The organism is Streptomyces sp. WMMB 714 (assembly GCF_900090125.1).
GTDB lineage: Bacteria > Actinomycetota > Actinomycetes > Streptomycetales > Streptomycetaceae > Streptomyces > Streptomyces daqingensis.
In genome coordinates this window covers 334,170-356,279 of sequence record NZ_FMHJ01000002.1, presented here as the reverse complement: position 1 = coordinate 356,279, position 22,110 = coordinate 334,170, and the positions used below count along the sequence as shown (strand labels likewise).

Sequence of the window (22,110 nt, the reverse complement as noted above, 5' to 3'; positions counted from 1 at the left end):
CCCGCCGTCAACATCGAGGCGCACCGCTCGCCCTTACGATGGGACGCATGTCTGCAACGCCCTCCCGCCAGCCCGCCACAGACGCCCCCGACGAACGCCGCCGTGTCCTGCTCGCCGCACCCCGTGGCTACTGCGCGGGGGTCGACCGGGCCGTGATCGCAGTGGAACAGGCCCTCGAACAGTACGGCGCCCCGGTCTACGTGCGCCACGAGATCGTGCACAACAAGTACGTGGTGAAGACCCTGGAGAAGAAGGGCGCGATCTTCGTCGAGGAGACGGCGGAGGTGCCCGAGGGGGAGATCGTGATCTTCTCGGCGCACGGCGTCGCCCCGGAGGTCCACAAGGAGGCGGAGCGCGGCAAGCTGGCGACGATCGACGCCACGTGCCCGCTGGTGACCAAGGTCCACAAGGAGGCCGTGCGCTACGCCAAGGAGGACTACGACATCCTCCTGATCGGCCACGAGGGCCACGAGGAGGTCATCGGCACGAGCGGGGAGGCGCCGGAGCACATCACCCTCGTCGACGGCCCGAAAGACGTGGAGAACGTCGAGGTCCGCGACCCCGAGAAGGTCGTGTGGCTCTCCCAGACCACGCTCTCCGTGGACGAGACGATGGAGACCGTGGACGCCCTGAAGGGCCGCTACCCGAACCTCCTCTCCCCGCCGAGCGACGACATCTGCTACGCGACGCAGAACCGCCAGACGGCCATCAAGCAGGTGGCGCGGGACGCCGACTTCGTCCTCGTCGTCGGCTCCAGGAACTCCTCGAACTCCGTGCGCCTGGTGGAGACCGCCATCGCGCACGGCGCCCGTGACGGACGCCTGATCGACAACGCGGGCGAGATCGACGAGGCGTGGCTCGAAGGTGTGACGACGGTGGGTCTCTCCTCGGGCGCCTCGGTCCCGGACGTCCTGGTCGACGAGGTTCTGGAGTGGCTCTCGGAGCGCGGCTGGGAGGACGTGGAGCTGGTCCAGCCCGTCGAGGAGCGCATGCAGTTCTCCCTGCCCAAGGAGCTGCGCCGCGACCTGCGCGCGGAAGCGGCAGCCCGCAGGACGGGCTGACTCCGGAATCTCCCGCCGGCAAGCAGTGAGGGGCCGGCCGCCCACCCGGGCGGTCGGCCCCTCTGCTGCCGCGGACGGCGTGCCTGTCAGGCGACCTCGTCGGCCTCCGCCTCTTCCTGCGCCTTCGTCAGAGCCCGCAGACGCGACCGCTGCACGACGAGCCCGGCCTTCCGTACGAGCACGACGAAGGCCGCCAGCAGGGTGCCGGCGTAGAGCCAGAGCGCGTTGACGGCCAGCGCCGGGAAGAGACTCGCCAGCTGCTCGGCGATGCCCTGGGTGCCGGGTCCGCCGCTGATGAGGAGGAGCCCGGCGGTGAACGCGAGAGGGACGGCCACGGGCGCCGTCCACAGGTCGGCCGGGCGTACCCACCCCGCGCAGAGCGTGCTCGTCACGAGGAAGGCGCCGCCGTAGAAGGGGACGGAGCCGTCGAACAGCAACCTGGACGTCCCCCCGGCGATCACCATCAGCAGCACGGCGACGGTTCCCACGCCGAGCGCCGTGAGCCGGGCACGGGGCAGCCAGGAGAGGGCGTCGGTCAGTCTGGCCGGAACGAGCGGGAAGCGAAGCTGCGCGTGGTAGAGGGCGGCGGCCTCCGTTCCCGCCGCGTCGGTGCCGCCGCGGCGCCGGGCTCTCGGGGAGACGGGGGCGGCGGGCCTGCTCCCCGGGTCGGCAGGAGCGGCCGCAGCCGCCGCTGCCCGCGGTTCGGTGCCCTTCCGGCGGCGCTCACGGTCCCCCTGCTGCCGGCCCTGCGCCGGACCGGTCCCCTGCCCCCGCGCCTGACCGGGGCCTTTGCGGCCCGCATGTGCGCTGTGCTGCTGTTCCACGGCTCCAACGTAGGCGGCGTCACCGTCCTTCAGCGGGGACGGACACGCGCTGGCCGTCAGTTCGAGCCGTAGACTGGTGGACCGGCCCGGTCACCGGGCCAGGTCCGGCGCCCCTGGATCGGCGGCGCGGCCCCCGAGTCCGCACCGGGCTCCCTCAGTCCCCATCACCGCCTCATACTCGCTACGGGAAGTCGCCACGTGTCGCTCACGATCGGAATCGTCGGCCTGCCGAATGTCGGAAAGTCGACCCTCTTCAACGCCCTGACCAAGAACGAGGTGCTGGCGGCCAACTATCCGTTCGCCACGATCGAGCCGAACGTCGGCGTTGTCGGAGTGCCCGACCCCCGGCTGCGGACGCTCGCCGAGATCTACAAGTCGGAGAAGGTGCTGCCCGCCACGGTCGACTTCGTCGACATCGCGGGGATCGTGCGCGGGGCGAGCGAGGGCGAGGGCCTGGGCAACAAGTTCCTCGCCAACATCCGCGAGTCGGACGCCATCTGCCAGGTCATCCGCGCCTTCCAGGACGACAACGTCGTGCACGTCGACGGCAGGATCTCGCCGAAGGACGACATCGAGACGATCAACACCGAGCTGATCCTCGCGGACCTGCAGACCATCGAGAAGGTGCTTCCGCGGCTGGAGAAGGAGGCCCGGGTCAAGAAGGACAAGCAGCCCCAGGTCAAGGCCGTCCAGGAGGCCAGGGACATCCTCGAGCAGGGCCGCACCCTCTTCTCGGCGGGCCTCGCCCAGGGCAGCGAGGAGGCGGCTCCGCTGCACGAGCTGCACCTGCTGACGACGAAGCCGTTCATCTACGTCTTCAACGTCGACGAGGACGAACTCACCGACGAGACCTTCAAGGCGGACCAGCGGGCCCTCGTCGCCCCCGCCGAGGCCGTCTTCCTCAACGCCAAGCTGGAGGCGGACCTCGCCGAACTGGACGAGGAGGAGGCGCTGGAGCTGCTGCAGACCGTCGGCCAGGAGGAGCCCGGCCTGGCGACCCTCGCGCACGTCGGCTTCCGCACGCTCGGACTGCAGACGTACCTCACCGCCGGGCCGAAGGAGGCCCGCGCCTGGACGATCAAGAAGGGGGCGACGGCTCCCGAGGCCGCCGGCGTCATCCACACGGACTTCCAGCGCGGCTTCATCAAGGCGGAGATCGTCTCCTTCGACGAGCTGGTCGAGACCGGCTCCGTCGCCGAGGCCCGCGCCAAGGGCAAGGCCCGCATGGAGGGCAAGGACTACGTGATGCGCGACGGCGACGTGGTGGAGTTCCGCTTCAACGTGTAGCGGGCGATGTGGCACCACATCGCTGATCTGGCAAACGTGCAGGTCAAGAGGGGTCCGGCCATGCGGGGTCGGGCCCTTCACTCATTCCCCTGCTGGGATGGCTGACCCGTCATCCCCGGCGTGCTGGGATCGCGCCGGGACGGGACGGGACGAGACGAGACGCCCGTGCTGAGTCGTGCGCGCCGCGTGACAACTGGGACAGGTGTCTTACTAACGACGATGTTAGTAACAGCGTCGTTAGTGTCGTGTGCGGAGGTCGACAGACGTGGTGGACTTCGTAGGCAGGCGCCGCGGAGCTGCCTGTGTCGCTGCGTCCGTCGAAGGATCGCCGCTACCGGGTGACAGATCCCTACCTGCGGTTCTGGCTCCATCTGCTCGGCCCGTCCATGGAGGAGATCGAGCGCGGCCGGGGCGATCTGACATTGGCGCGTATCCGGGAGAACTGGACCAGCTGGCGCGGCCGAGCCGTCGAGCCCCTTGTCCGCGAGGCCCTGGCGCGGACACTGCCCGACGACGAGCTGCCCGCGGCTCCTGCAGTGGGCGGCTACTGGACCCGCACCAACGACGTCGAGCTCGACATCGTCGGGGCGGACCGCGCCCCCATCGCCAAGGAGCTGCTCTTCGTCGGGTCCATTAAGTGGCTGGAGCGGTCCCCCTTCGACCGGCATGATCTGGCGGCTCTCCACCGACACCGGGCCGCCCTCACCGGCGAACCTGTTCCGGTCGTGGCGGTCTCGCGCAGCGGAGTCGACTGCCCGGGCCTCGATGCCACCTACGGCCCCGGCGATCTGCTGACCGCCTGGCCGCTGTGAGCGGTGAATCGCAGGCGCGGTACGGGAGTCGGTGAGCGCGATCAGGCTTCTGACGTCGCGGAGAAGTCCTACCGGCCTCGGCCCCTTGGCGGGGGCCGTGTTGTGTAGCGTTGGCGCCCCCGAGCCCTCTCGCGCCCTGTCGCAAGTCCCGTGCTGGGACGGTGCTGGGACGCGCCTGCGTTTCCGCAGGCAGACGGCTTGTGGTGGAGTTCCGCTTCAACGTGTGGGTCCGGGCGGCGGACGGACCGAAGGGGCCGCCCGGGCGGGGCCGTGTGCCGCGGCCCGTGCCCGGCGGGCCGAGGCATCATCCCGGAAGTGAGATCTCTGACGTGAACACCCAGGTCATCGTGTTGAACGGCGGCTCCAGCTCAGGCAAGACGGGCATCAGCCGCTGCCTCCAGGCGATCCTCCCGACTCCGTGGATCACGCTCGGGGTGGACGATCTCGTCGCCAGGCTGCCCCCGTCACTGACGGCGTCCGGCTCCGGGATCGCGATCGGCGAGCGGGGCGAGGTGGAGGTCGGAGCGGAGTTCCGGCGGATCGAGTCCGCCTGGACGGCGGGGATCGCCGCCATGGCCCGTGCCGGAGCCCGCGTGATCATCGATGACGTGTTCCTCGGCGGCGGCGCCTCGCAGGAGCGGACGCGCGGGCGTCTCGCCGGGCTCGAAGTGCTGTGGGCCGGGGTGCGCTGCGAGGCCGAGACGGCAGCGGCGCGGGAGCTCGCCCGCGGCGACAGGGTGGTCGGCATGGCGGCCGCGCAGGCGGATTCCGTCCACGAGGGCGTCGTCTACGACGTCGAGGTCGACTCGGCGAAGAGCGAGGCGCTGGACTGCGCACGCGCCATCGCCGCGCTCGTCAACTGACGCCCGCTGCGGCGCCGTTGGGCGCGTAGGCCGGTGGAGTGGCCTGACCGCGTGTGGGCGTCCGGGCGTGCGGCCACTAGGCTGCGCCGGTGGAACGCGCGACGGACGTGCCCGGGAGCCAGGCTGAGCAGGCTGTTCCGGCCCGGGCGAACGACTACGACAGCTTCGCCGGGGCCTACTCGGCGGAGACCGGGAACAACCTCGTGAACGCGTACTACGCGCGGCCCGCGATGCTGGAACTCGCCGGGGACGTCGCCGGCCGCCGGATCCTGGACGTGGGCTGCGGCTCCGGCCCCCTGTCCGCCGCGCTGCGCGACCGGGGCGCCGACGTCGCAGGCGTCGACACCAGTGCCGCGATGCTGGCGCTGGCCAGGCGGCGGCTCGGTGAGGACGCGGAGCTGCACCTGGCCGAGGTGGGTGACCGACTGCCGTTCGGCGACGACGCGTTCGACGGCGTGGTCGCGTCGCTGGTGCTGCACTACCTGGAGGACTGGGGCCCGGCGCTGGCCGAGCTGCGCCGGGTGCTGAGGCCCGGCGGCCGGCTGATCGCGTCGGTCGACCACCCCTTCGTGGCCTACACGATCCAGGAGCCGCGGCCGGACTACTTCGCGACCACCAGCTACACCTTCGACTGGGCCTTTGACGGGCAGTTCTTCCCGATGAGGTTCTGGCGCAGACCGCTGCACGCGATGACCGACGCTTTCACCGCCGCGGGCTTCGACATCGCCGCCGTCAGCGAGCCCCGGCCCGACCCGGCCGCCCGCGAGCTGTTCCCCGAGGGTTTCCGGGACCTGTCGGCCAAGGCCGCTTTCCTGTTCTTCGTCGTCGAGGTGCCGGTGACGGCCGCGGACCCGGACGGCGGGTGAGACGGAGCGGGTGACCCGGAGCGAGCGCGGAGCAGCGGAGGCCGTCGCGGGCGCGTGCCGGCCGCGCGGGACTACGCGCCGGCGGCGCCCGGCGGGCGTGACTGGCCCAGATGGGCGGCGAGTTCGCGGCGGGTGGCGATGCCGAGCTTGGCGTACACCTTGTGCAGGTGGTTGTCGACGGTGCGGACCGAGAGGGTGAGAGCCGCGGCGATCTCCTTGCTCGTCCCGCCTGCGGCGGCCAGGACGGAGATCTCCCGCTCCCGGTCCGTGAGCGGGGCGGTCGCACGGACCGTGCGCAGCAGAGGCGTCTCGGCCCCCTGGCAGAGCTCGGCGGCCATCGCCTCCGAACGGACGGCCGCCGCGGTCGCCTTGCGCCCCTCGCCCCGGCGGCGCCACAGGCCGGCCGCCGCCGCGACGGCTTCGGCGGCGGGCAGATACGCGCCCAGCGCCTCCAGTTCGTCGGCGGACTCAATGAGCCGCTCGGTGTCCTGCGCCGCGAGCGATGCGGCGAACCGGGCCCGCGCGGCCGCCAGTTCACCGTCGCAGACGGCCGCGATCCCGGCCAGGCGTCCGGCGACGTCCCTGGCGCCGCCCAGCCTCGCGATGTCGGTCAGCAGCAGCCCCTCGGAGGTGATGTGGCCCGTGGCGCGTGCGGCCTCCGCGGCGTCGCGCAGCACGGCCCGTGCCCTGCTCTCGTGGCCACCGGCGGCGAACAGCCATGCCTCGCCGAGGTGTTCCTCCCCGACGGAGAAGTAGCCGGGAGGAGCCTCCGGGAGGTCCTTCAGCTCGTCGAGGGCGCTGCGGGCCGCGTCCAGGTCCCCGAGCACGGCCGCGCAGGCGGCGAGCCCGCTGAGAGAGATGCGCAGCGCCTTGACGTGGTCCTCGCGGCGTACGAGGGCGGCCAGTTCGGCGTACATCCGGCGGGACGTGGCGGGACGGCCCGCGATCCAGTGCGTACGGGCGTTCAGCAGCGCGGGGAAGACCCGCAGGATGGGGCTGTGGCGGCTCAGTTCGGTGCTGACGCTCTCGCAGAGCGCGACGGCGTCGGCCAGCCGCCCCGTCTCCGCCAGCGCGAGGGCCGACGTCCCCTCCTGGACGGCCGGGTGGGCGGGCCGCGCCTCCTCGTCGGTCCGCACGTGGGCGTCGTGGGCGTGCCCGGCCCATTCGGAGGCTTCGCGGAGCCGGCCCACCAGGGCCAGGGCGACGGTGCGCACAGCCGCTGCGCACAGCCACATGCGCCTGTCGGGGGCCTCGGCGATGTCGGGTTCGAGCAGGTCCAGCAGCTCCAGGCCCTCCACGGGCCTTCCGTTCGCCAGCTTGATGAACCCCTCGTTGACGAGCAGCACTTCGCGGACGACGCGGCTGGAAGTCCCCGTACGTGCCGTCTCGTTGACCTTCAGGACCTCGTCCATCGGGGCGTTGCCCACGAGGAGGTTGGTCGTCCTCGTCACGGTGACCGCCGCGAGCGCGTTCTCCTCGCGCGCCGACTCCGCTGCCTGGGCGAGGACTTCGTCGGCCAGGTCGAGGCGTCCCGTGTGGAAGTAGGCCTCTCCCTGCATGAGGCGGGTGGCGGTGTCGTGGTGCTCTACGGGGAGGGCGTTGAGGAAGGCCAGCGTCCGGGGGTGGTCGTGCGCGTAGTGGGCGAGGTACGCCGCGCGCAGCAGCAGCTCCGGATCGGCTTCGCCGGACGCGTCCAGCCGCCAGGTGGCGATGTGCAGGGCGTCGCCGCGTCTGCGGGCGCCGAACGCCTCGATCCTGTCGGCCTGTTCGAGCTGGGTGGTGCGGTACGTCAGGGCGGGCACCCGCGAGCGCAGAACCTCCTCGTAGAGGGGGTGGGCCAGCGAGACGCGCGTGCGGCGCCGGTCGGTGTCGAACTGTATGAGGCCCTTGCGTTCGAGGTCCGCCAGCACCTCGAGCGGTGCCGCCGTCTCGAGCGCCGCGAGGGGGAGGGCCCCGCAGCAGGCGAGGAGTTCGAGCGCGTCCCGGCCGCCTCCGACGACGGACTCGACCTTGGTGCGTATGAGTTCGGCGAGCCGCACCGTGCCCCACCCGGCGCACGGGTCCGCCTCCCAGACCTCGCCGTCGCTCGTCAGCGCCTCGTGCTCCAGCGCGCCCCGGACGAGTTCGCGCAGGAAGAGCACGTTGCCGCCCGACACCTGGTGGAGGTCCCGCACGGTGCCCTGGCCGACGGGCCCTCCGAGCACCTGCTGCAGCAGCTCGCCCGTCCGGTCCAGGCCGAACGCCCGGAGCTCCACGTGGCGGACGGTCTCCCCGGACGTCAGCGCCTGCACCGCTTCGGTGGGCGGCTCCCCGGTGCGGATCGTGGCGACGAGGGTGATGACGCCCGCGTCCATCAACTGGCGCAGCAGCATGGCCGACGTCGCGTCGAGCAGATGGATGTCGTCGACGAAGATCGCGTACCGGCGCCCGGGGGCGTCGCCCCGCAGCGCGTCCGCGACGACGGCGAACCCTTTCACGGGGTCGGACAGGTCCACCCCGATCGGGAGGAGGTGGGCGATGGCCCCGAGCGGGACCGTCCGGGCCGCGGTGCTGGCCACGGCCCGCGCGACGCGGAAGCCCGCCCTCTCCGCTTCGGCCAGACACTCCTCGGCGAGGCGGGACTTGCCCACGCCCGCCTCGCCGAAGATGACGAGACCGGAGTTCCCGGACAGTGCGCGCGTGAGGTAGGCGAGCTCCTCATCCCGCCCGAACAAGGGCCAGTCGGCCCTCGTCCGGGCTGCACAGTGCGAGTCCTCCATGCCGTGATTCTACGTATCGCGGCTGCCCCCTCACCGGGACGGAGCGGGTTCCTCACCGGCGGCTCGGCTTGTGTTTTTCGTGGTGGGTGTCTTGTGCGTTTTCGGGGTGAGGGGGGAGAGGGGGAATGGTGCGGGGAGGAGGAGTTCGGCGTTGCGGTCGTTCTCTTCGCCTCTGTGTGTTTCGTCGAGTTGGATGTCGTTGACGGCCAGTTCGCGTGCGAGGGAGGCCAGTGCTCTGGGGTTGTCGAGCGCGCCGTTGTTGTTCAGTGGCGCGTCGATGTCGAGGACGGTGGTGAAGATCGCGAGGGCTTCTTCGCCTGCCGTGTTCTTTCCTGCGGTGATCTCGATGACGCGGCTGTGGATGGGCCAGTCGATGTGTGAGGCGGCCGAGATCTCCCAGAAGCCGCCGGGCTTTTCGTGGTCGGCGGGGCGGGTGTGGGGGGTGATCTCGTTGCGGTGGGTGTGTCCGTTCGCGATGAGGATGACGTTGGGGAAGCGCAGGAGCAGGTCCCGCAGTTCGTCGCCGGAGTGGTGGTCGTCGGCGGTGTTGTCCATGGTCGCGAGTGTGTGGTGGCAGAAGATGACGATGAGCTTGTCTTCGACGTCCTGTTGCCGGACGGGGGTGCCCGATTCGGTGAAGTAGGTGCTGCTGAACTCTTTGAGGTGTTCTTCCAGCCAGGTGAACTGGTCCTGGTCGATGCCGCCGTCGGCGTTGTTGTGGATGTTGGTGAGTCCGGCGGGGTTGGTGGTGTCGAGGGTGATGTAGCGGATGGGGTCCTTCTCCTCCGCGGGGAGGACGTAGTAGGTCTTGTCGCTGCCCTGCTCGAAGCCGTGCCCCAGGGGGAGTCCGCTCGTGCGCTGGTGCTCCTCGACGAACTCCGCGGGTGTCAGCAGGCGGCGGGAGGGGTCGGCGGTGACGTTGTGGGATTCGACGCCGTCGAAAACGGCCTTGATGACGTCGATGAGGTCCAGGTCTTCGAGTTTGTCGGGGAGTTCGGGACCTTCGGACCATTTCGATCCGCTTTCGGTGTGTTCCTTGAGGGAGCCCACGAAGGGGAGGTCGGTGTCGGTGCGGATGTTTCCTTGCACCATGACGTCGTGGTTGCCGTAGACGGCGTACCAGGGCATGTCCAGGCCGGTGGTGGTGAAGGGGCGGCGTGCCGCGTGCAGTAGGCCTTGTATTCGGGGGAATCCGCGTTGGCTGTACTTGTTGCCGTTCTGGGCGGGTTCTTCGGGGCGCCAGTAGTGGGTGTCTTTGCCGAAGGTGCCGTTGGCGATGCTTTCGTCGCGGTCGGGTGATCCGGAGTTGGCGCGTATGGTCTTGCCGCCGTCGAGGAGGTCGATGTACCAGCGGACTTCGTTGAGTTGGGCGTTGTCGACGGCGTCGCCGGTGATGACGGTGAATGTCAGGGGGAGTGCGGTGCGGGGTCCTTGGCCGAGTTCTTTGAGTGAGCGGCACATGGCGTCCACGAGGTGCAGTGAGAGGAATTCGTGGGGGCGGTAGGCGGCGCCGAAGGGGTAGCCGGAGTCGGGGTCGTCGTTGTAGCGGTCGAGGAATTCCACACGTGAGGGGGATTGGTCGTCGGTGACGTGGAGGTCGCTGAGGTGCCCGAAGGCGACCAGGGGCTGCGGCTTCTCCGGGCGTAGGGAAGTGATGTCGGTGCGCAGGAGGTGTTTCTCACCGGCGCCCTCGGTGAGCTTCCGGTAGCCCTTGGCGTCCGGTGGACCCGGCAGGACGGTGCGCTCCAGCGTCGTCCCACCCCCGGCACGTGCCCGCGGACCGCCGGGAGAGACGAGGTCGGCGGCGGCCTGCGCGGCACGTCCCACGCCTCCGGGATCGATCGCGGCAGCCGCCACACCCGCCGCCGCGAAGGTCAGCATCCTCCGACGTGAGATCGACACCGTTCATCACTCCTCGCTCGAACGCCGGCGCGTTCGCTGGGACTTCGGCCCCGCCCGGTCGGTGCGGGGGGTCCTGCGCGGCCGCCGCGCCGCCGCGCCCCGCGATCACCGCGCGGCGCGTACGTAGGCGGGGCACCCCCGTGGAACCGCCCCGGTGGCGGCGGGACCGCCGGATCGCACCGCCGCCGGGGCACGGCCGGAGCGGAGCCGCCCCCGCCTGGTCGACAGCGGGGGCCCTCCGTACGGCCGCGAGGATTCTCGAACGGATACGGCCCGAGCGCATGAGGAATCACTACTCTTCCTGCGCGCCGCGGACCGGTGGCCCCGCAGGAGGAGGCCCCGCCCGTCGCATGGTTCCGCCCCCGGGCGGCACCGGCCGCGGCAGGAGCGGGTACTCACCAGTAGCTCTTTTTCGGCCTCGCTTCGGCCTCGCTTCGGCCTCACTGAGGAAGCGCTGCCGCCGCACGGAGGGCGACCGCCGAGCGGAACGGAAACGTCCGATGTGCCCTGATGTGCCGTCACGTTCCGCTCCGGTTGCCGCTCGCATGCGGCATGGACTCCGCATGCGGTACGGCCCGGCGATGCCGGTTACTTGGCGGTCCGCGGCGCGGCGTCCTGGGGCGGCGGGCCGGGTGGCGAACCGAGGCTCCCGAGGAGCGGTTTCCCCGGGTCTCCGCGCCCCCGAATGTGAACGCTTCACGGCCTTGTGTGGAGGCTCTGAGCAGCTACTCATCACTTCGGGTGAAACTCTGGGCGTACGTTGCGAGCCTCAACCGTGAGTTGCCAAGCTGTTGCCCATTGTCAACTTGACTACTTGTCGTGACTCACGGGAACGGGGAGGGCACTCGTGCCATTCGGTGAACAGCCCGCCTATCTGCGCGTCGCCGGGGATCTTCGTCAGAAGATCGTCGAGGGTGACCTGCCGCCCCACACCCGCCTGCCCTCCCAGGCCAAGATCCGGGCCGCGTACGGCGTATCCGACACCGTCGCGCTGGAGGCCCGCAAGGTGCTGATGGCGGAGGGCCTCGTCGAGGGCCGCTCCGGGTCGGGCACCTACGTCCGCGAGCACCCGGTGCCGCGCCGCGTCGCCCGCACCGGCTACCGCACGCTGGGCGACTCCTCGCCCTTCCGCCAGGAGCAGTCCGACGAGGACGTGAAGGGCACCTGGGAGTCGCGCAGCGAGCAGGAGGAGGCCAGCCCCCTCGTCGCGGAGCGGCTGCGCATCGAGGCCGGCGACCGCGTGATGCGCACGCGGTACGTCTTCAGGGTCGAGGGCGAGCCCTCGATGATCTCCACCTCGTGGGAGCCGCTCGCGGTGACGGGGCGTACGCCTGTGGTGCTCCCCGAGGACGGGCCGCTCGGCGGCAAGGGGGTCGTGGAGCGCATGGCCGCCATCGACGTCGTGGTGGACAACGTCGTCGAGGAGGTCGGGGCCCGCCCGGGGCTGGCCGAGGAGATGATCGACCTGGGCGGCGTACCGGGGCACTCGGTCCTGGTCGTGACGCGTACGTTCTTCGCGGGCGGGCGCCCGGTCGAGACGGCCGACGTGGTGGTCCCGGCGGACCGGTTCCGGGTCTCGTACCACCTGCCCGTGAAGTGACGCCCGAGGGGCGCTCACGGGCCCCGGCTGCCCGTTTCCGTCCCCTTCCGCGCTCCGTAGTCGATCATCGCGGAGTCAGGGCGAACGCATGGCCGAAAACCGTACCTCTTCGTGCAAAGCCGAATGCGCTGAGTGAAAGCCGGGCGTAAGCTCCGGCATATGCGAAGGGTGAGCGCGGACGGCGAGGCGGTACTGCCTTGGCACGTCATACGCGAGGACGGCGACGGCCACAGGTACCGCGTCGGCGGCTATTCCACCCGGACGGAAGCGCAACGCGTCGCCGACCGCCTCTCCGGCCGCGGAGAGCGCGCGGCCGGAGAGGGGCCCGTGGAGGGCAAGGGCAGCGGCCGCTATCTGGTCGAGCCCGTGACGTGCGCGAGCGGCGAGTACGCCTGACTAGGCCCAAAATCGGGTATATGGACTATTAAGTCCTACTCATCCGGAATGCCCGGGTGGGTCACCTACCCGATCAGGGACGTGGGCGGTGTGAGCACAGGACCCTCCGAGGGAGTGGCCTCGATCCTCGACACCCTCCGAGTCGGGACCGTCATGCTCGACGGGAACGGACGAATCCTGCTCTGGAACCCGATGACGGAGGAGATCCTCGGCTGGCGCGCCGAGCAGGTCATAGGGCACCGCATCCAGGACTTCCTCGAGGACGGATACGGCGAGGGCGAACGCAAGCGCGACGAAGCCCTCAAGCGCGAACGCCGCTGGCGCGGCACGATGAACATCCTGCACAGCGCCGGTCACCGCGTCGCCGTCGAGGGCAGGGTCTCGCTCCTGTACGACACCGCGGACCGCCCCGTCGTGCTGGCCAACATCGTCGAGACGAGCAGGCTCCGCTCCGTCGAACACGACCTCGCGGCCCTCGACGCGCTCTTCGCCTCCTCCCCGCTCGGCATCGCGCTCTTCGACAACGACAAGCGGTTCGTGCGCGTCAACGACGCGCTGGCCAGGCTCGATCAGCTCCCTCCCGAGCAGCACATCGGCAAGGAAGTCGGCGAGGTCTTCCCTCCGTGGATGGCGGAGGAGGTCTCGGCGGTCCAGTCGACCGTGCTCGAGACCGGCGAACCCGTCGTGGACGTCGTGATGCCGGCGCCCGACGGCCCCGGTTCCCGCTCCGTGTCCTACAGCAGGCTCACGAGCGACAAGGGCGAAGTGCTCGGCGTGAGCTGCGTGATCATGGACATCACGGAACGGCGCGAGGCGCTGGAGAAGATCGAGGCGGCGCGGGAGCGGCTGGCGCTCCTCGACGACGTCGGCGTCGGCCTCGCGGACCGGTTCGACGTGACGGCGATCTCGCAGGCGCTCGCCTCCAGCCTCGTGCCCCGCCTCGCCGACTACGCGGGCGTCATGCTGATCGGTGCCGCCGCGCACGGCGGCGACCTGCCCGACATCGAACTCCTGACGGGTACGCCGCTCTTCCAGCTCGGCGTGGCGGCCCGTGAGGAGGGCCCGACCGTCAACCGGATGCTCCGCGTGGGTCAGGACGTCCCCTTTCTCGCGGACTCCTTCTTCGGCCGTACGCTCGCCACCGGCGTCCCCCATCTCGCGTCCTCTCCGCGGGAGTTGCTGGCGGCCACCTACCCCGGCGACCCGAAGATGCAGGCGGCCCTCGACCTCGGCGTCCACTCGCTGATGGCCGTGCCGCTGCGCGCCCGCGGAGTCGTGCTGGGGCTGCTGGTCGTCAGCCGCGCGGAAGGGCGCGACCAGTTCAACCGGGACGACATAGCGCTGGCCATGGAGCTGGCCGACCGCGCAGGCATCTCCCTCGACAACGCCCGGCTCTACGCGCGTGAACGGGCCGGGGCCCTCATGCTCCAGCGCAGTCTGCTGCCGCAGCGCGTGCCCGAGCCGCCCGGCGTCCGCGTGGCCTACCGGTACGTGCCCGGCAGCAGCGGCACCGAGGTCGGCGGCGACTGGTTCGACGTCATCCCGCTGGCCGGCGGCCGGGTCGCCTTCGTTGTCGGGGACGTGATGGGGCACGGGCTGCACGCGGCCGTGACCATGGGGCGGATGCGCACGGCGGTACGGACCCTCGCGGGCCTGGACCTGCCTCCGGACGAACTGCTGCGGCGGGTCAACGACCTTGCCGACGACTTCGTCCAGACCCCTGACGAGCCGCTCATCGCCACCTGCGTGTACGCCGTCTACGATCCCTCGACCCGCCGGTGCAGCCTCGCCAAGGCGGGTCACCCGCCGCCCCTCCTGCTCACCGAGACGGCCGACGGCAGTTGGGAGGCGCGCTCGCTCGACCTGCCGTCGGGCGCACCGCTCGGCGTCGGCGGTGTCCCGTTCGAGTCCTACGACCTCGAAGTGGTCGAGGGCTCCGTGCTGATCCTCTACACGGACGGGCTCATCGAGGCGCGGGGCGAGGACATCACGGAGGGCATCGACAGGCTCTGCGCGATGCTCTCCGGCGGCCCCGTAGGAGACGACCCGGAAACCCCGGCGACGCTGGAGGAGGCCTGCGACGGCGTCATCGGCGACCTGGACGGCAGGACGGCCGCCCAGCCCATCGACGACGTCGCCCTGCTGATGGCGAAACTCGGCGGCCTCCCGCAGGGAAGCGCCGCCTCCTGGACGTTCCCCGCCGAGAGCTACGCGGTGCGCCGGGCCCGCGAGGTGGTCCGCAGGACGTTGCGCGAGTGGGGACTGGAACCGCTGGAGGACACGAGCGTCCTGCTCGTGAGTGAGCTGGTCACCAACTCGATGCGGTACGCGCACGGTCCGATCGGCGTGCGCATGGTGCGCGGAAGCTCGCTGCTCGTGGAGGTCTCCGATCCGCTTCCCGACCCTCCGCGGGAGCGCAGTGCGCTGCCCGACGACGAAGGCGGGCGCGGTATCCGTCTCGTGGCCAGGGAGGCGCGGCGCTGGGGTACGCGGCACGGCCCCATGGGCAAGACCGTCTGGTTCGAAATCGCCCTGCCCTGAGGGGTGTTCGGGGCGCACGACTTATCGGGACAGACCGTCCCATCGGGTACGCTGCCGGCCCCGGGCCGGTTTTGTGCGCTTGCGCGGCTGGTTCTGTTTTCTCCCGCACCCCTGCCGCTGATGTGCGCCCTCGCACAGAATGGTTCGAACACCCCTGGCCGGGTTAGGAGTCTGGTGTCCCTGCGGATGCCAGGGGGGAGATTGCACGGAGGTGTGGGGCCGCACGGTTTGTGGGAACCGACAGGAACTGCGGAAATCTGTGCAGCGATCGGGAAGAGCGTGTTCCGGGTGCCGTACGCCTGCCACACTGCTCGGAACCGGTGCCACACTGGTCACGGGAAGGGGCGGCGTTGAGCGATATCCCTGTGGAGGCGGCAGGCAAGCCGGACGACGTTCGCCGCGCTCTCGCCTTGCTCAACGCGGCGGGGGCACGCATCGGCAACTCGCTCGACCTCGAGACCACGGCACGAGAGCTGCTGGACGTGGGCGTCCCGCAGTTCTGCGACCTCGCGTCGGTCGACCTGTACATGGACGTCCTCGCCGGAGACGAACCGCGGCCCGTCGGCCCCGGTGACGGCAGCGGCGAGCTGCGCCGCGTCGGATTCGCCAGTTCGGTGTCCGAGGCGCCGCCCTCGCTCACCCGGGAAGGCGCGGGCTCCACCAGTGTGTCGAGCCCGGTGTCGGTCGGCGCGACGCACTGCTACCCCTTCCACACGCCGTGCGCGAACGCCTTGCGCAGCGGGCGGGTTCAGTACATACCCGGCCAGGACGGCACGGTGCCGCTGCAGTTCGGCGCCGTCGTGCAGTCGACGCTCGCCGTGCCGATGGTCGCCCGGGACCGGGTGCTGGGGCTCGTCCAGTTCTCCCGGGTCAAGGGCAGCGAACCGTTCGGCGAGCGTGACGCGGCCCTCGCGGCCGAACTCGCCTCCCGCGCCGCCGTCTGCATCGACAACGCCCGTCTCTACCGCAGGGAGCACGAGCGGGCCCTGATCCTCCAGCGGAGCCTCCTCCCGCCGGGCGACCCGGAGGCCGCCGGGCTGGAGATCGCCTGCCGCTACCTGCCGGGCAACCCGGCGACCGAGGTGGGCGGCGACTGGTTCGACGTCATCGAACTCCCCGGGCACCGCACCGCCGTCGTCGTGGGCGACGTGATGGGGCGGGGCCTGCGCGCGGCCGTCGCCATGGGCGAACTGCGCACCGCCGTACGGACGCTGGCCCTCACCACGGACATGGAGCCGGCGGAAGTGCTCGGCGCGCTGGACGAGATCGCCCGCGGCCTCGGCGACGCTCCCGGTTCCCAGCGCGGCGGCGACGACCTGGCGGAGGTCTACCTGGCGACGTGCATCTTCGCCGTGTACGACCCCGTCTCCCGCCGGTGCACGATCGCCAACGCCGGGCATCTGCCGCCCGTACTCGTCGAACCGGGCGAGTCGGCGCTGATGATCGAGGTCCCCAAGGGCGTGCCGCTCGGGGTGGGCGGCGAGCCCTTCGAGGAGATCGAGACCGAACTGCCCGACGGCGCGATGATCGCGCTCTACACCGACGGTCTCGTCGAGTCGCGCGAACACCCCATCGACGAGGGGCTGGGCGCGCTGCGCGCGGCTCTGACCGACGCCACGGAGGAGCTCGAGAACGTCGCGGACCGGGTGCTCACCACCCTCAACGTCCACCACGGCGAGGACGACATCGCCCTGCTGGTGGCCAGGGTGCAGGGGCTGCCGGACGGCTCCGTCGGGGACTGGACCCTCTCGGCGGAACCCCGCTCGGTCGCCCGCGCACGCGAGCTCACGCGCGAGCAGCTCGGCGCGTGGGACCTGGACGGGCTCGCGGACACGGCTGAGCTGCTGGTCAGCGAGCTGGTGACGAACGCGCTCCGGCACGGCGAAGGCGACATACGAATACGGCTGCTGCTGGACCGCACGCTCGTGTGCGAAGTATGGGACTCCGGCCTCGTCCAGCCCCGCCGGCGCCGCGCTCAGGCGACCGACGAGGGAGGACGGGGCCTGCAGCTTGTCGGGCTGCTGAGCACCGCGTGGGGGAGCAGGCGGACGCACCGGGGGAAGACCGTCTGGTTCGAACTCGCCCGTCCCGGGCGGGACTCCAAGCCCGTCGACCCGACAGAGGCGCTGCTCAGCCTCTTCTGACGGCGCCCGCGGAGCCGCCCGCCGCACGGCGGACGGACGGCCCCGGCGAGCGGCCTCAGTTCCCGGAGAGTTCCCAGCCGTCGGCCACGACACGGGCGTTGTCGCGCGGCCGGACGCTCATGAACACGGGGCGGGAGCCCGCGAGTACGCGGACGTCGTCGAGGTAGACGCCCCGGCCCTGCTGGTCCTCGTCGTTGACGTAGCGCCAGCGCACACCTGTCACGCCGTCGGGCAGCGCCGCTTGGGCGTGCAGCCACTGGCGGCCCGAGAAGCCGGAGATCTCCCCGCCGGTGCGCCACCGGTGGTCCTCCACCCGCATGCGGAGCGGGACGGCCTTCCACTCCGCGTCCCCGCCGGCGCCGGTGGTGGCTTCGAGCGTGCAGATGTCGGCGGGATCGGTGTCGTACCAGAGGCGGAAGGTGAGCGAGGCGTCCTTGCGGACGGCTTCCTTCAGGGGGACGCGCAGGGTGCTGGTCGTCCCGTCGCGCTGGCCGGAGTACCAGGGGGCCCGCGAGACCGCCGGGCGTACGGGGACGGCGCGCGCCAGGCGGCGTGCGGGGGCGCGGCGGTAGACGCTCTCGGTGCCCCACTCACGCGTCGGGTGCACCCTGTTGGCCATGAAGACGAAGAGGCTGCCGCTGATGGGGTCGCCCACCAGGCAGGGGCCGGTGTAGCCGGTGTGGCCGAAGCTGACGGGGGAGGTCATCGCGTCCATGTAGAAGCGCTGGTCGAGCTGCCAGCCCAGCCCGCGGGCCGCCTCGGCGCCCATGCCCGGGTTCTGGTTGGTGAGCATCTTCCGGATCCACTTCTCACCGACGATTCTGTGCCCGCCGTACGTTCCTCCGTTGAGCACCATCTGGCCGAAGACGGCGAGGTCGGACGCCGTGGAGAAGACGCCCGCGTGGCCGGCGACGCCGCCCAGGTAGTACGACTTCTCGTCGTGCACGGAGCCGCGGACCATGCCCCTTCCCGTCCACGGCATGTACTCGGTCGCGGCGACGCGGTCCAGCTTCGACTTCGGCGGGTTGTATCCGGTGTCGTCCAGTCCCAGCGGCCGGGTGATGATCTCGGCGACGAGCTCGTCCAGGCCCTTGCCCGCCACCTTCGCGAGGAGCTCGCCCGCCGAGATGAGGCCGAGGTCGGAGTAGGTGTAGTGCTCGCCCGGCGGGTTGTCGAGGGGCGACGCGTAGACGGCGGCGAGCCGGGCCTCCCTGTCCGGGTAGGGCTGGAGGTCCATGTCGGCCTTCATGCCCGAGGTGTGCGTCACCAGCTGCCGGACGACGATCGCGGACTTGGCGGGGTCGCTCCCGGCGAACTCGGGGAGGTAGCGCTTCACCGGGGCGTCCAGGTCGATCTCGCCGCGCTCGGCCATGCTCACGAGGACGACCGACGTGAAGAGCTTCGAGACCGACGCCACGTCGAAGATCGTGTCGCGGCGCATCCCGACCCACTGCTCGCGCGGCAGCTCCTGCGCCGTCTGCGTCGCCTCGTCCCACTTGGCGTAGCGCAGTGCGTGGCCGCGGGCCTCGTGCTCGACGACCACGCCGTTCCTGGCCGCGAGCAGCACGAAGCCCGGGTGCGAGGGGTTGGGGCGTCCGGGGCCGGGACGCATGTACTCCTCGGCCGCCGGGACGATCTTCTCGACCTGCCCGCGCAGCAGCCCCGCGCGGTGCGGGCTGCCGGGGCGGAGACGGTGCGGCCGGAATTCGAGGTCGTCCGGTGTCACTGTCGGCGGCCCTCCGGAGCCGGAGCCGTTCCAGGAGGCGGCCAGAGCGGGAGCGGAACTCGGCCCGGCGCCGTACGCCACGGCGAGGCTGCCCACGGTTCCCAGGAAGTGCCGACGTCTCATCGCGGTTCCTCTGCACTGGTAAGGACGATGCGGATGCTGAGGCCCGGTGCACCGCATCCGGTACGCCGGAGCTGTTCAGCGTATACAGCGGGACGGTCCTCGTGTCGTGGAGACGGCGACGCCGTTGGTCCGACCACTGGCGCCGACGGCCGGGTATCCCTCCGCACCGGCCGCAGCGCGGCGCGGAAGTGGCGATGAACACAGGCCGGGAGCTGCCGCGGAAGAGCCGCTGCCCGCGGCAGTGGTTCCGCGACAGCTCCCGTCACGTGCTGTCACATCGTGTCACGATCCCTCGTCCACGGCCTCACGAGAGGCCGTGGACGGGCTCAGGAACGGCGGCGGATCTTGTTCCCGAGCCAGACGATCGGGTCGTACTTGCGGTCCGCGGCCCGTTCCTTGAGCGGGATGAGCGCGTTGTCCGTGATCTTGATGTGCTCCGGGCAGACGTCGGTGCAGCACTTCGTGATGTTGCAGTAGCCCAGCCCGTGCTCGTCCTGGGCCGTCGTCTTGCGGTCCAGGCCGGTCTCCTCGGCGGCGTCCAGCGGATGCATGTCCAGCTCCGCCACACGCATGAGGAAACGCGGGCCGGCGAACGCCTGCTTGTTCTCCTCGTGGTCGCGCACCACATGGCAGGTGTCCTGGCAGAGGAAGCACTCGATGCACTTGCGGAACTCCTGCGGCCGCTCCACGTCCTCCTGCTGCATCCGGTACTCGCCCGGCCCCAGGTCCTGCGGCGGGACGAACGCCGGCACCTCGCGGGCCTTGGCGTAGTTGTACGACACGTTCGTCACCAGGTCCCGCACGACGGGGAAGGCGCGCAGCGGGGTGACGGTGATCGTCTCCGTGCGCTCGAAGACCGACATCCGCGTCATGCACAGAAGACGCGGCCGCCCGTTGATCTCCGCGCTGCACGAGCCGCACTTGCCCGCCTTGCAGTTCCAGCGGACCGCGAGGTCCGGCGCCTGGGTCGCCTGCAGCCGGTGGACGATGTCGAGCACGACCTCGCCCTCGTGGACCTCCACCTCGAAGTCCGTCAGGCCGCCGCCGTCGATGTCGCCCCGCCAGACCCGGAAGTGCGCGATGTAGCTGGTGCTCGTCGCGTCCGGTGCGCCGCCGGCGACCGCACCTGGTGTGCCGGTGCCCGGAGCGGTGCCGGCTGCGTCCTCCGCGGCGGGGCGGATGTGTGTGCCCGCGCCCTCGCCCGCATGGGTCTCCGCGCTCATCAGGTAGTCAGCTCCTCGTCCGTCAGGTACTTGATCAGCTCCTCCTTCTCGAAGAGCTCCAGCAGATCCGCGCGGATCGGCGGCATGTCGCGGCGGTGCAGGTCGATGCGGCCGCGTTCGGCGCGCTCGGCGGCCTCGCCGGGTTCCGTCGACGCGTCGAGGGAGACCGGCTCGTCGGCGAGGGTGCACACGAGGTTCGAGCGCCGCCACTGGCGGTCCATCTCGGGGTAGTCGTCGCGGGTGTGACCGCCGCGCGACTCCGTCCGCGTCAGCGCCGCCCGCGCCACGCACTCGCTGACCAGCAGCATGTTGCGCAGGTCGATCGCCAGGTGCCAGCCGGGGTTGAACTGGCGGTGCCCCTCGACGCCGGCGTACGTCGCCCGTACGCGCAGCTCCGCGAGCCGCTCCAGCGCCTGGGCCATCTCCTCCTCGCGGCGGATGATGCCGACGAGGTCGTTCATGGACTGCTGCAGGTGCTGGTGGAGGGTGTACGGGTTCTCCGCCGGCGCGCCGTCGGGGACCTCCGCGGCGCTGAACGGGCGCAGGGCCTCGGCCGCGGCGCTCTCGATCTGCTCCTCGCTGACGGCGGGCCGCGCGTCCTTCAGGTCCGCCGCGTACCGGGCGGCGTGCAGGCCCGCGCGGCGTCCGAAGACCAGCAGGTCGGAGAGCGAGTTGCCGCCGAGCCTGTTCGACCCGTGCATGCCGCCCGCGACCTCGCCCGCCGCGTAGAGCCCGGTGACTCCCACCGCTGCCGCCGTGTCCGGGTCGACCTCGACGCCGCCCATCACGTAGTGGCAGGTGGGGCCGACCTCCATGGGTTCCGCCGTGATGTCCACGTCCGCCAGCTCCTTGAACTGGTGGTGCATGGACGGGAGGCGGCGGCGGATCACGTCGGCGGACATGCGCGTCGAGACGTCCAGGAAGACGCCGCCGTGCGGGGAGCCGCGGCCCGCCTTGACCTCGGAGTTGATCGCGCGGGCGACCTCGTCCCGGGGCAGCAGCTCGGGCGGGCGCCGGTGGTTGGCCGGGTCCTCGTACCAGCCGTCGGCCTCGCTCTCCGACTCCGCGTACTTCTCTTTGAAGACGTCGGGGATGTAGTCGAACATGAATCGCTTGCCGTCGGAGTTGCGGAGGACGCCTCCGTCACCCCGCACGGACTCGGTGACGAGGATGCCCTTCACCGAGGGAGGCCAGACCATCCCCGTGGGGTGGAACTGCACGAACTCCATGTTGATCAGCGAGGCGCCGGCCAGCAGGGCCAGCGCGTGCCCGTCACCCGTGTACTCCCAGGAGTTGGAGGTGACCTTGAAGGACTTGCCGATGCCGCCCGTCGCCAGCACCACGGCAGGGGCCTCGACGACGAAGAAGCGGCCCGACTCGCGCTCGTAGCAGAAGACGCCCGAGACCCGCTCTTCCCCGGGGGCGCCGCCCTCGACCGGCTCCTTGAGGATGCGCGTGACGGTGCACTCCTGGAAGACCTTCAGCCGGGCCTCGTAGTCCCCGAACTCCTTGTAGTCCTCCTGCTGGAGCGCGACGGTCTTCTGCTGGAGCGTGCGGATCAGCTCCAGGCCCGTACGGTCGCCGACGTGGGCGAGACGGGGGTACTCGTGGCCGCCGAAGTTGCGCTGGGAGATCCGGCCGTCCTTCGTCCGGTCGAACAGCGCCCCCCAGGTCTCCAGCTCCCAGACCCGGTCCGGGGCCTCCTTGGCGTGCAGTTCCGCCATCCGCCAGTGGTTGAGGAACTTGCCGCCGCGCATCGTGTCCCGGAAGTGGACCTTCCAGTTGTCGCTCTCGTTGGCGTTGCCCATGCTGGCGGCGATGCCGCCCTCGGCCATCACCGTGTGCGCCTTGCCGAACAAGGACTTGCAGATCACGGCCGTACGCAGACCCTGCTCACGTGCTTCGATCGCGGCCCGCAGTCCCGCACCGCCCGCGCCGACGATGACGACATCCCACTGCTGGCGTTCGACTTGCGTCATTTGT

14 protein-coding genes and 1 pseudogene are annotated in these 22,110 nt (G+C 71.0%); 9 read left to right on the top strand and 6 right to left on the bottom strand.

Annotated elements, in window-relative coordinates:
- Window positions 1-38: 38 nt before the first annotated feature.
- Window positions 39-1,061 (top strand): 4-hydroxy-3-methylbut-2-enyl diphosphate reductase, encoded by a 1,023-nt coding sequence (locus H181DRAFT_RS04265; RefSeq protein ID WP_078895475.1) that lies wholly within the window; start codon window positions 39-41, stop codon window positions 1,059-1,061.
- Window positions 1,062-1,147: 86 nt separating this feature from the next.
- Here the strand turns inward: H181DRAFT_RS04265 and H181DRAFT_RS04260 are convergent, their stop codons facing one another.
- Entirely contained in the window at window positions 1,148-1,885 is a 738-nt protein-coding gene (locus H181DRAFT_RS04260; protein ID WP_074467704.1) for a DUF6542 domain-containing protein, read from the bottom strand.
- Between the two features lie 198 nt (window positions 1,886-2,083).
- Here H181DRAFT_RS04260 and ychF point away from each other — a divergent pair, with 198 nt between their 5' ends.
- The 4 genes and pseudogenes from ychF to H181DRAFT_RS04240 all read left to right on the top strand — a co-directional run bounded on the left by ychF (window position 2,084) and on the right by H181DRAFT_RS04240 (window position 5,713).
- Window positions 2,084-3,172, top strand: a complete 1,089-nt coding sequence (gene ychF, locus H181DRAFT_RS04255; protein ID WP_045862819.1) for a redox-regulated ATPase YchF — start codon at window positions 2,084-2,086, stop codon at window positions 3,170-3,172.
- A 287-nt stretch (window positions 3,173-3,459) separates the two neighbouring features.
- A pseudogene (locus H181DRAFT_RS04250) lies at window positions 3,460-3,984 on the top strand (DUF234 domain-containing protein); the annotation flags it as partial.
- A 329-nt stretch (window positions 3,985-4,313) separates the two neighbouring features.
- Window positions 4,314-4,847 (top strand): chloramphenicol phosphotransferase CPT, encoded by a 534-nt coding sequence (gene cpt, locus H181DRAFT_RS04245; RefSeq protein ID WP_045863067.1) that lies wholly within the window; start codon window positions 4,314-4,316, stop codon window positions 4,845-4,847.
- A gap of 89 nt (window positions 4,848-4,936) precedes the next feature.
- Window positions 4,937-5,713, top strand: coding sequence for a class I SAM-dependent methyltransferase (locus tag H181DRAFT_RS04240; protein ID WP_045862818.1), 777 nt, complete (start codon window positions 4,937-4,939; stop codon window positions 5,711-5,713).
- A 71-nt stretch (window positions 5,714-5,784) separates the two neighbouring features.
- On the opposite strand, the gene H181DRAFT_RS04235 is transcribed toward H181DRAFT_RS04240, so the two are convergent.
- Together H181DRAFT_RS04235 and H181DRAFT_RS04230 are read right to left on the bottom strand one after the other, a co-directional pair.
- Window positions 5,785-8,472, bottom strand: a complete 2,688-nt coding sequence (locus tag H181DRAFT_RS04235; RefSeq protein WP_045862817.1) for a LuxR C-terminal-related transcriptional regulator — start codon at window positions 8,470-8,472, stop codon at window positions 5,785-5,787.
- Window positions 8,473-8,502: 30 nt separating this feature from the next.
- A complete protein-coding gene (locus tag H181DRAFT_RS04230; protein WP_139131665.1) occupies window positions 8,503-10,374 on the bottom strand; it encodes a TIGR03767 family metallophosphoesterase in 1,872 nt (623 codons plus the stop codon).
- Between the two features lie 847 nt (window positions 10,375-11,221).
- On the opposite strand from H181DRAFT_RS04230, the gene H181DRAFT_RS04225 reads away from it, so the two are divergent.
- From H181DRAFT_RS04225 to H181DRAFT_RS04210, 4 genes are all read left to right on the top strand, one after another.
- Window positions 11,222-11,974 carry a GntR family transcriptional regulator gene (locus tag H181DRAFT_RS04225; RefSeq protein ID WP_045862816.1) on the top strand — a complete coding sequence of 251 codons (753 nt, stop codon included), beginning with the start codon at window positions 11,222-11,224 and terminating at the stop codon, window positions 11,972-11,974.
- A gap of 159 nt (window positions 11,975-12,133) precedes the next feature.
- The gene (locus H181DRAFT_RS04220) at window positions 12,134-12,370 is read left to right on the top strand and encodes an SPOR domain-containing protein (protein WP_107068676.1); all 237 of its coding nucleotides are present in this window, start codon (window positions 12,134-12,136) and stop codon (window positions 12,368-12,370) included.
- A 48-nt stretch (window positions 12,371-12,418) separates the two neighbouring features.
- Window positions 12,419-14,911, top strand: coding sequence for an ATP-binding SpoIIE family protein phosphatase (locus H181DRAFT_RS04215; protein ID WP_175439709.1), 2,493 nt, complete (start codon window positions 12,419-12,421; stop codon window positions 14,909-14,911).
- A gap of 350 nt (window positions 14,912-15,261) precedes the next feature.
- Window positions 15,262-17,055: an ATP-binding SpoIIE family protein phosphatase gene (locus tag H181DRAFT_RS04210; RefSeq protein WP_074467703.1), complete on the top strand. Its 1,794-nt coding sequence runs from the start codon at window positions 15,262-15,264 to the stop codon at window positions 17,053-17,055.
- A gap of 55 nt (window positions 17,056-17,110) precedes the next feature.
- On the opposite strand, the gene H181DRAFT_RS04205 is transcribed toward H181DRAFT_RS04210, so the two are convergent.
- From H181DRAFT_RS04205 to H181DRAFT_RS04195, 3 genes are all read right to left on the bottom strand, one after another.
- A complete protein-coding gene (locus H181DRAFT_RS04205) occupies window positions 17,111-18,904 on the bottom strand; it encodes a serine hydrolase domain-containing protein (protein WP_045862814.1) in 1,794 nt (597 codons plus the stop codon).
- Between the two features lie 326 nt (window positions 18,905-19,230).
- Complete coding sequence (locus tag H181DRAFT_RS04200) at window positions 19,231-20,127, bottom strand: succinate dehydrogenase/fumarate reductase iron-sulfur subunit (RefSeq protein ID WP_254666688.1); 897 nt, start codon at window positions 20,125-20,127, stop codon at window positions 19,231-19,233.
- Entirely contained in the window at window positions 20,127-22,106 is a 1,980-nt protein-coding gene (locus tag H181DRAFT_RS04195) for a fumarate reductase/succinate dehydrogenase flavoprotein subunit (RefSeq protein WP_045862813.1), read from the bottom strand. Before H181DRAFT_RS04195 ends, H181DRAFT_RS04200 begins: the two co-directional genes overlap by 1 nt.
- Window positions 22,107-22,110 lie beyond the last annotated feature (4 nt).

Coding starts and splice junctions, on each gene's coding strand:
- H181DRAFT_RS04235 (WP_045862817.1), bottom strand. CDS start 8,472: ATGGAGGACTCGCACTGTGCAGCCCGGACGAGGGCCGACTGGCCCTTG.
- H181DRAFT_RS04215 (WP_175439709.1), top strand. CDS start 12,419: ATGCCCGGGTGGGTCACCTACCCGATCAGGGACGTGGGCGGTGTGAGC.
- H181DRAFT_RS04195 (WP_045862813.1), bottom strand. CDS start 22,106: ATGACGCAAGTCGAACGCCAGCAGTGGGATGTCGTCATCGTCGGCGCG.
- H181DRAFT_RS04265 (WP_078895475.1), top strand. CDS start 39: ATGGGACGCATGTCTGCAACGCCCTCCCGCCAGCCCGCCACAGACGCC.
- H181DRAFT_RS04220 (WP_107068676.1), top strand. CDS start 12,134: ATGCGAAGGGTGAGCGCGGACGGCGAGGCGGTACTGCCTTGGCACGTC.
- H181DRAFT_RS04200 (WP_254666688.1), bottom strand. CDS start 20,127: ATGAGCGCGGAGACCCATGCGGGCGAGGGCGCGGGCACACACATCCGC.
- H181DRAFT_RS04205 (WP_045862814.1), bottom strand. CDS start 18,904: ATGAGACGTCGGCACTTCCTGGGAACCGTGGGCAGCCTCGCCGTGGCG.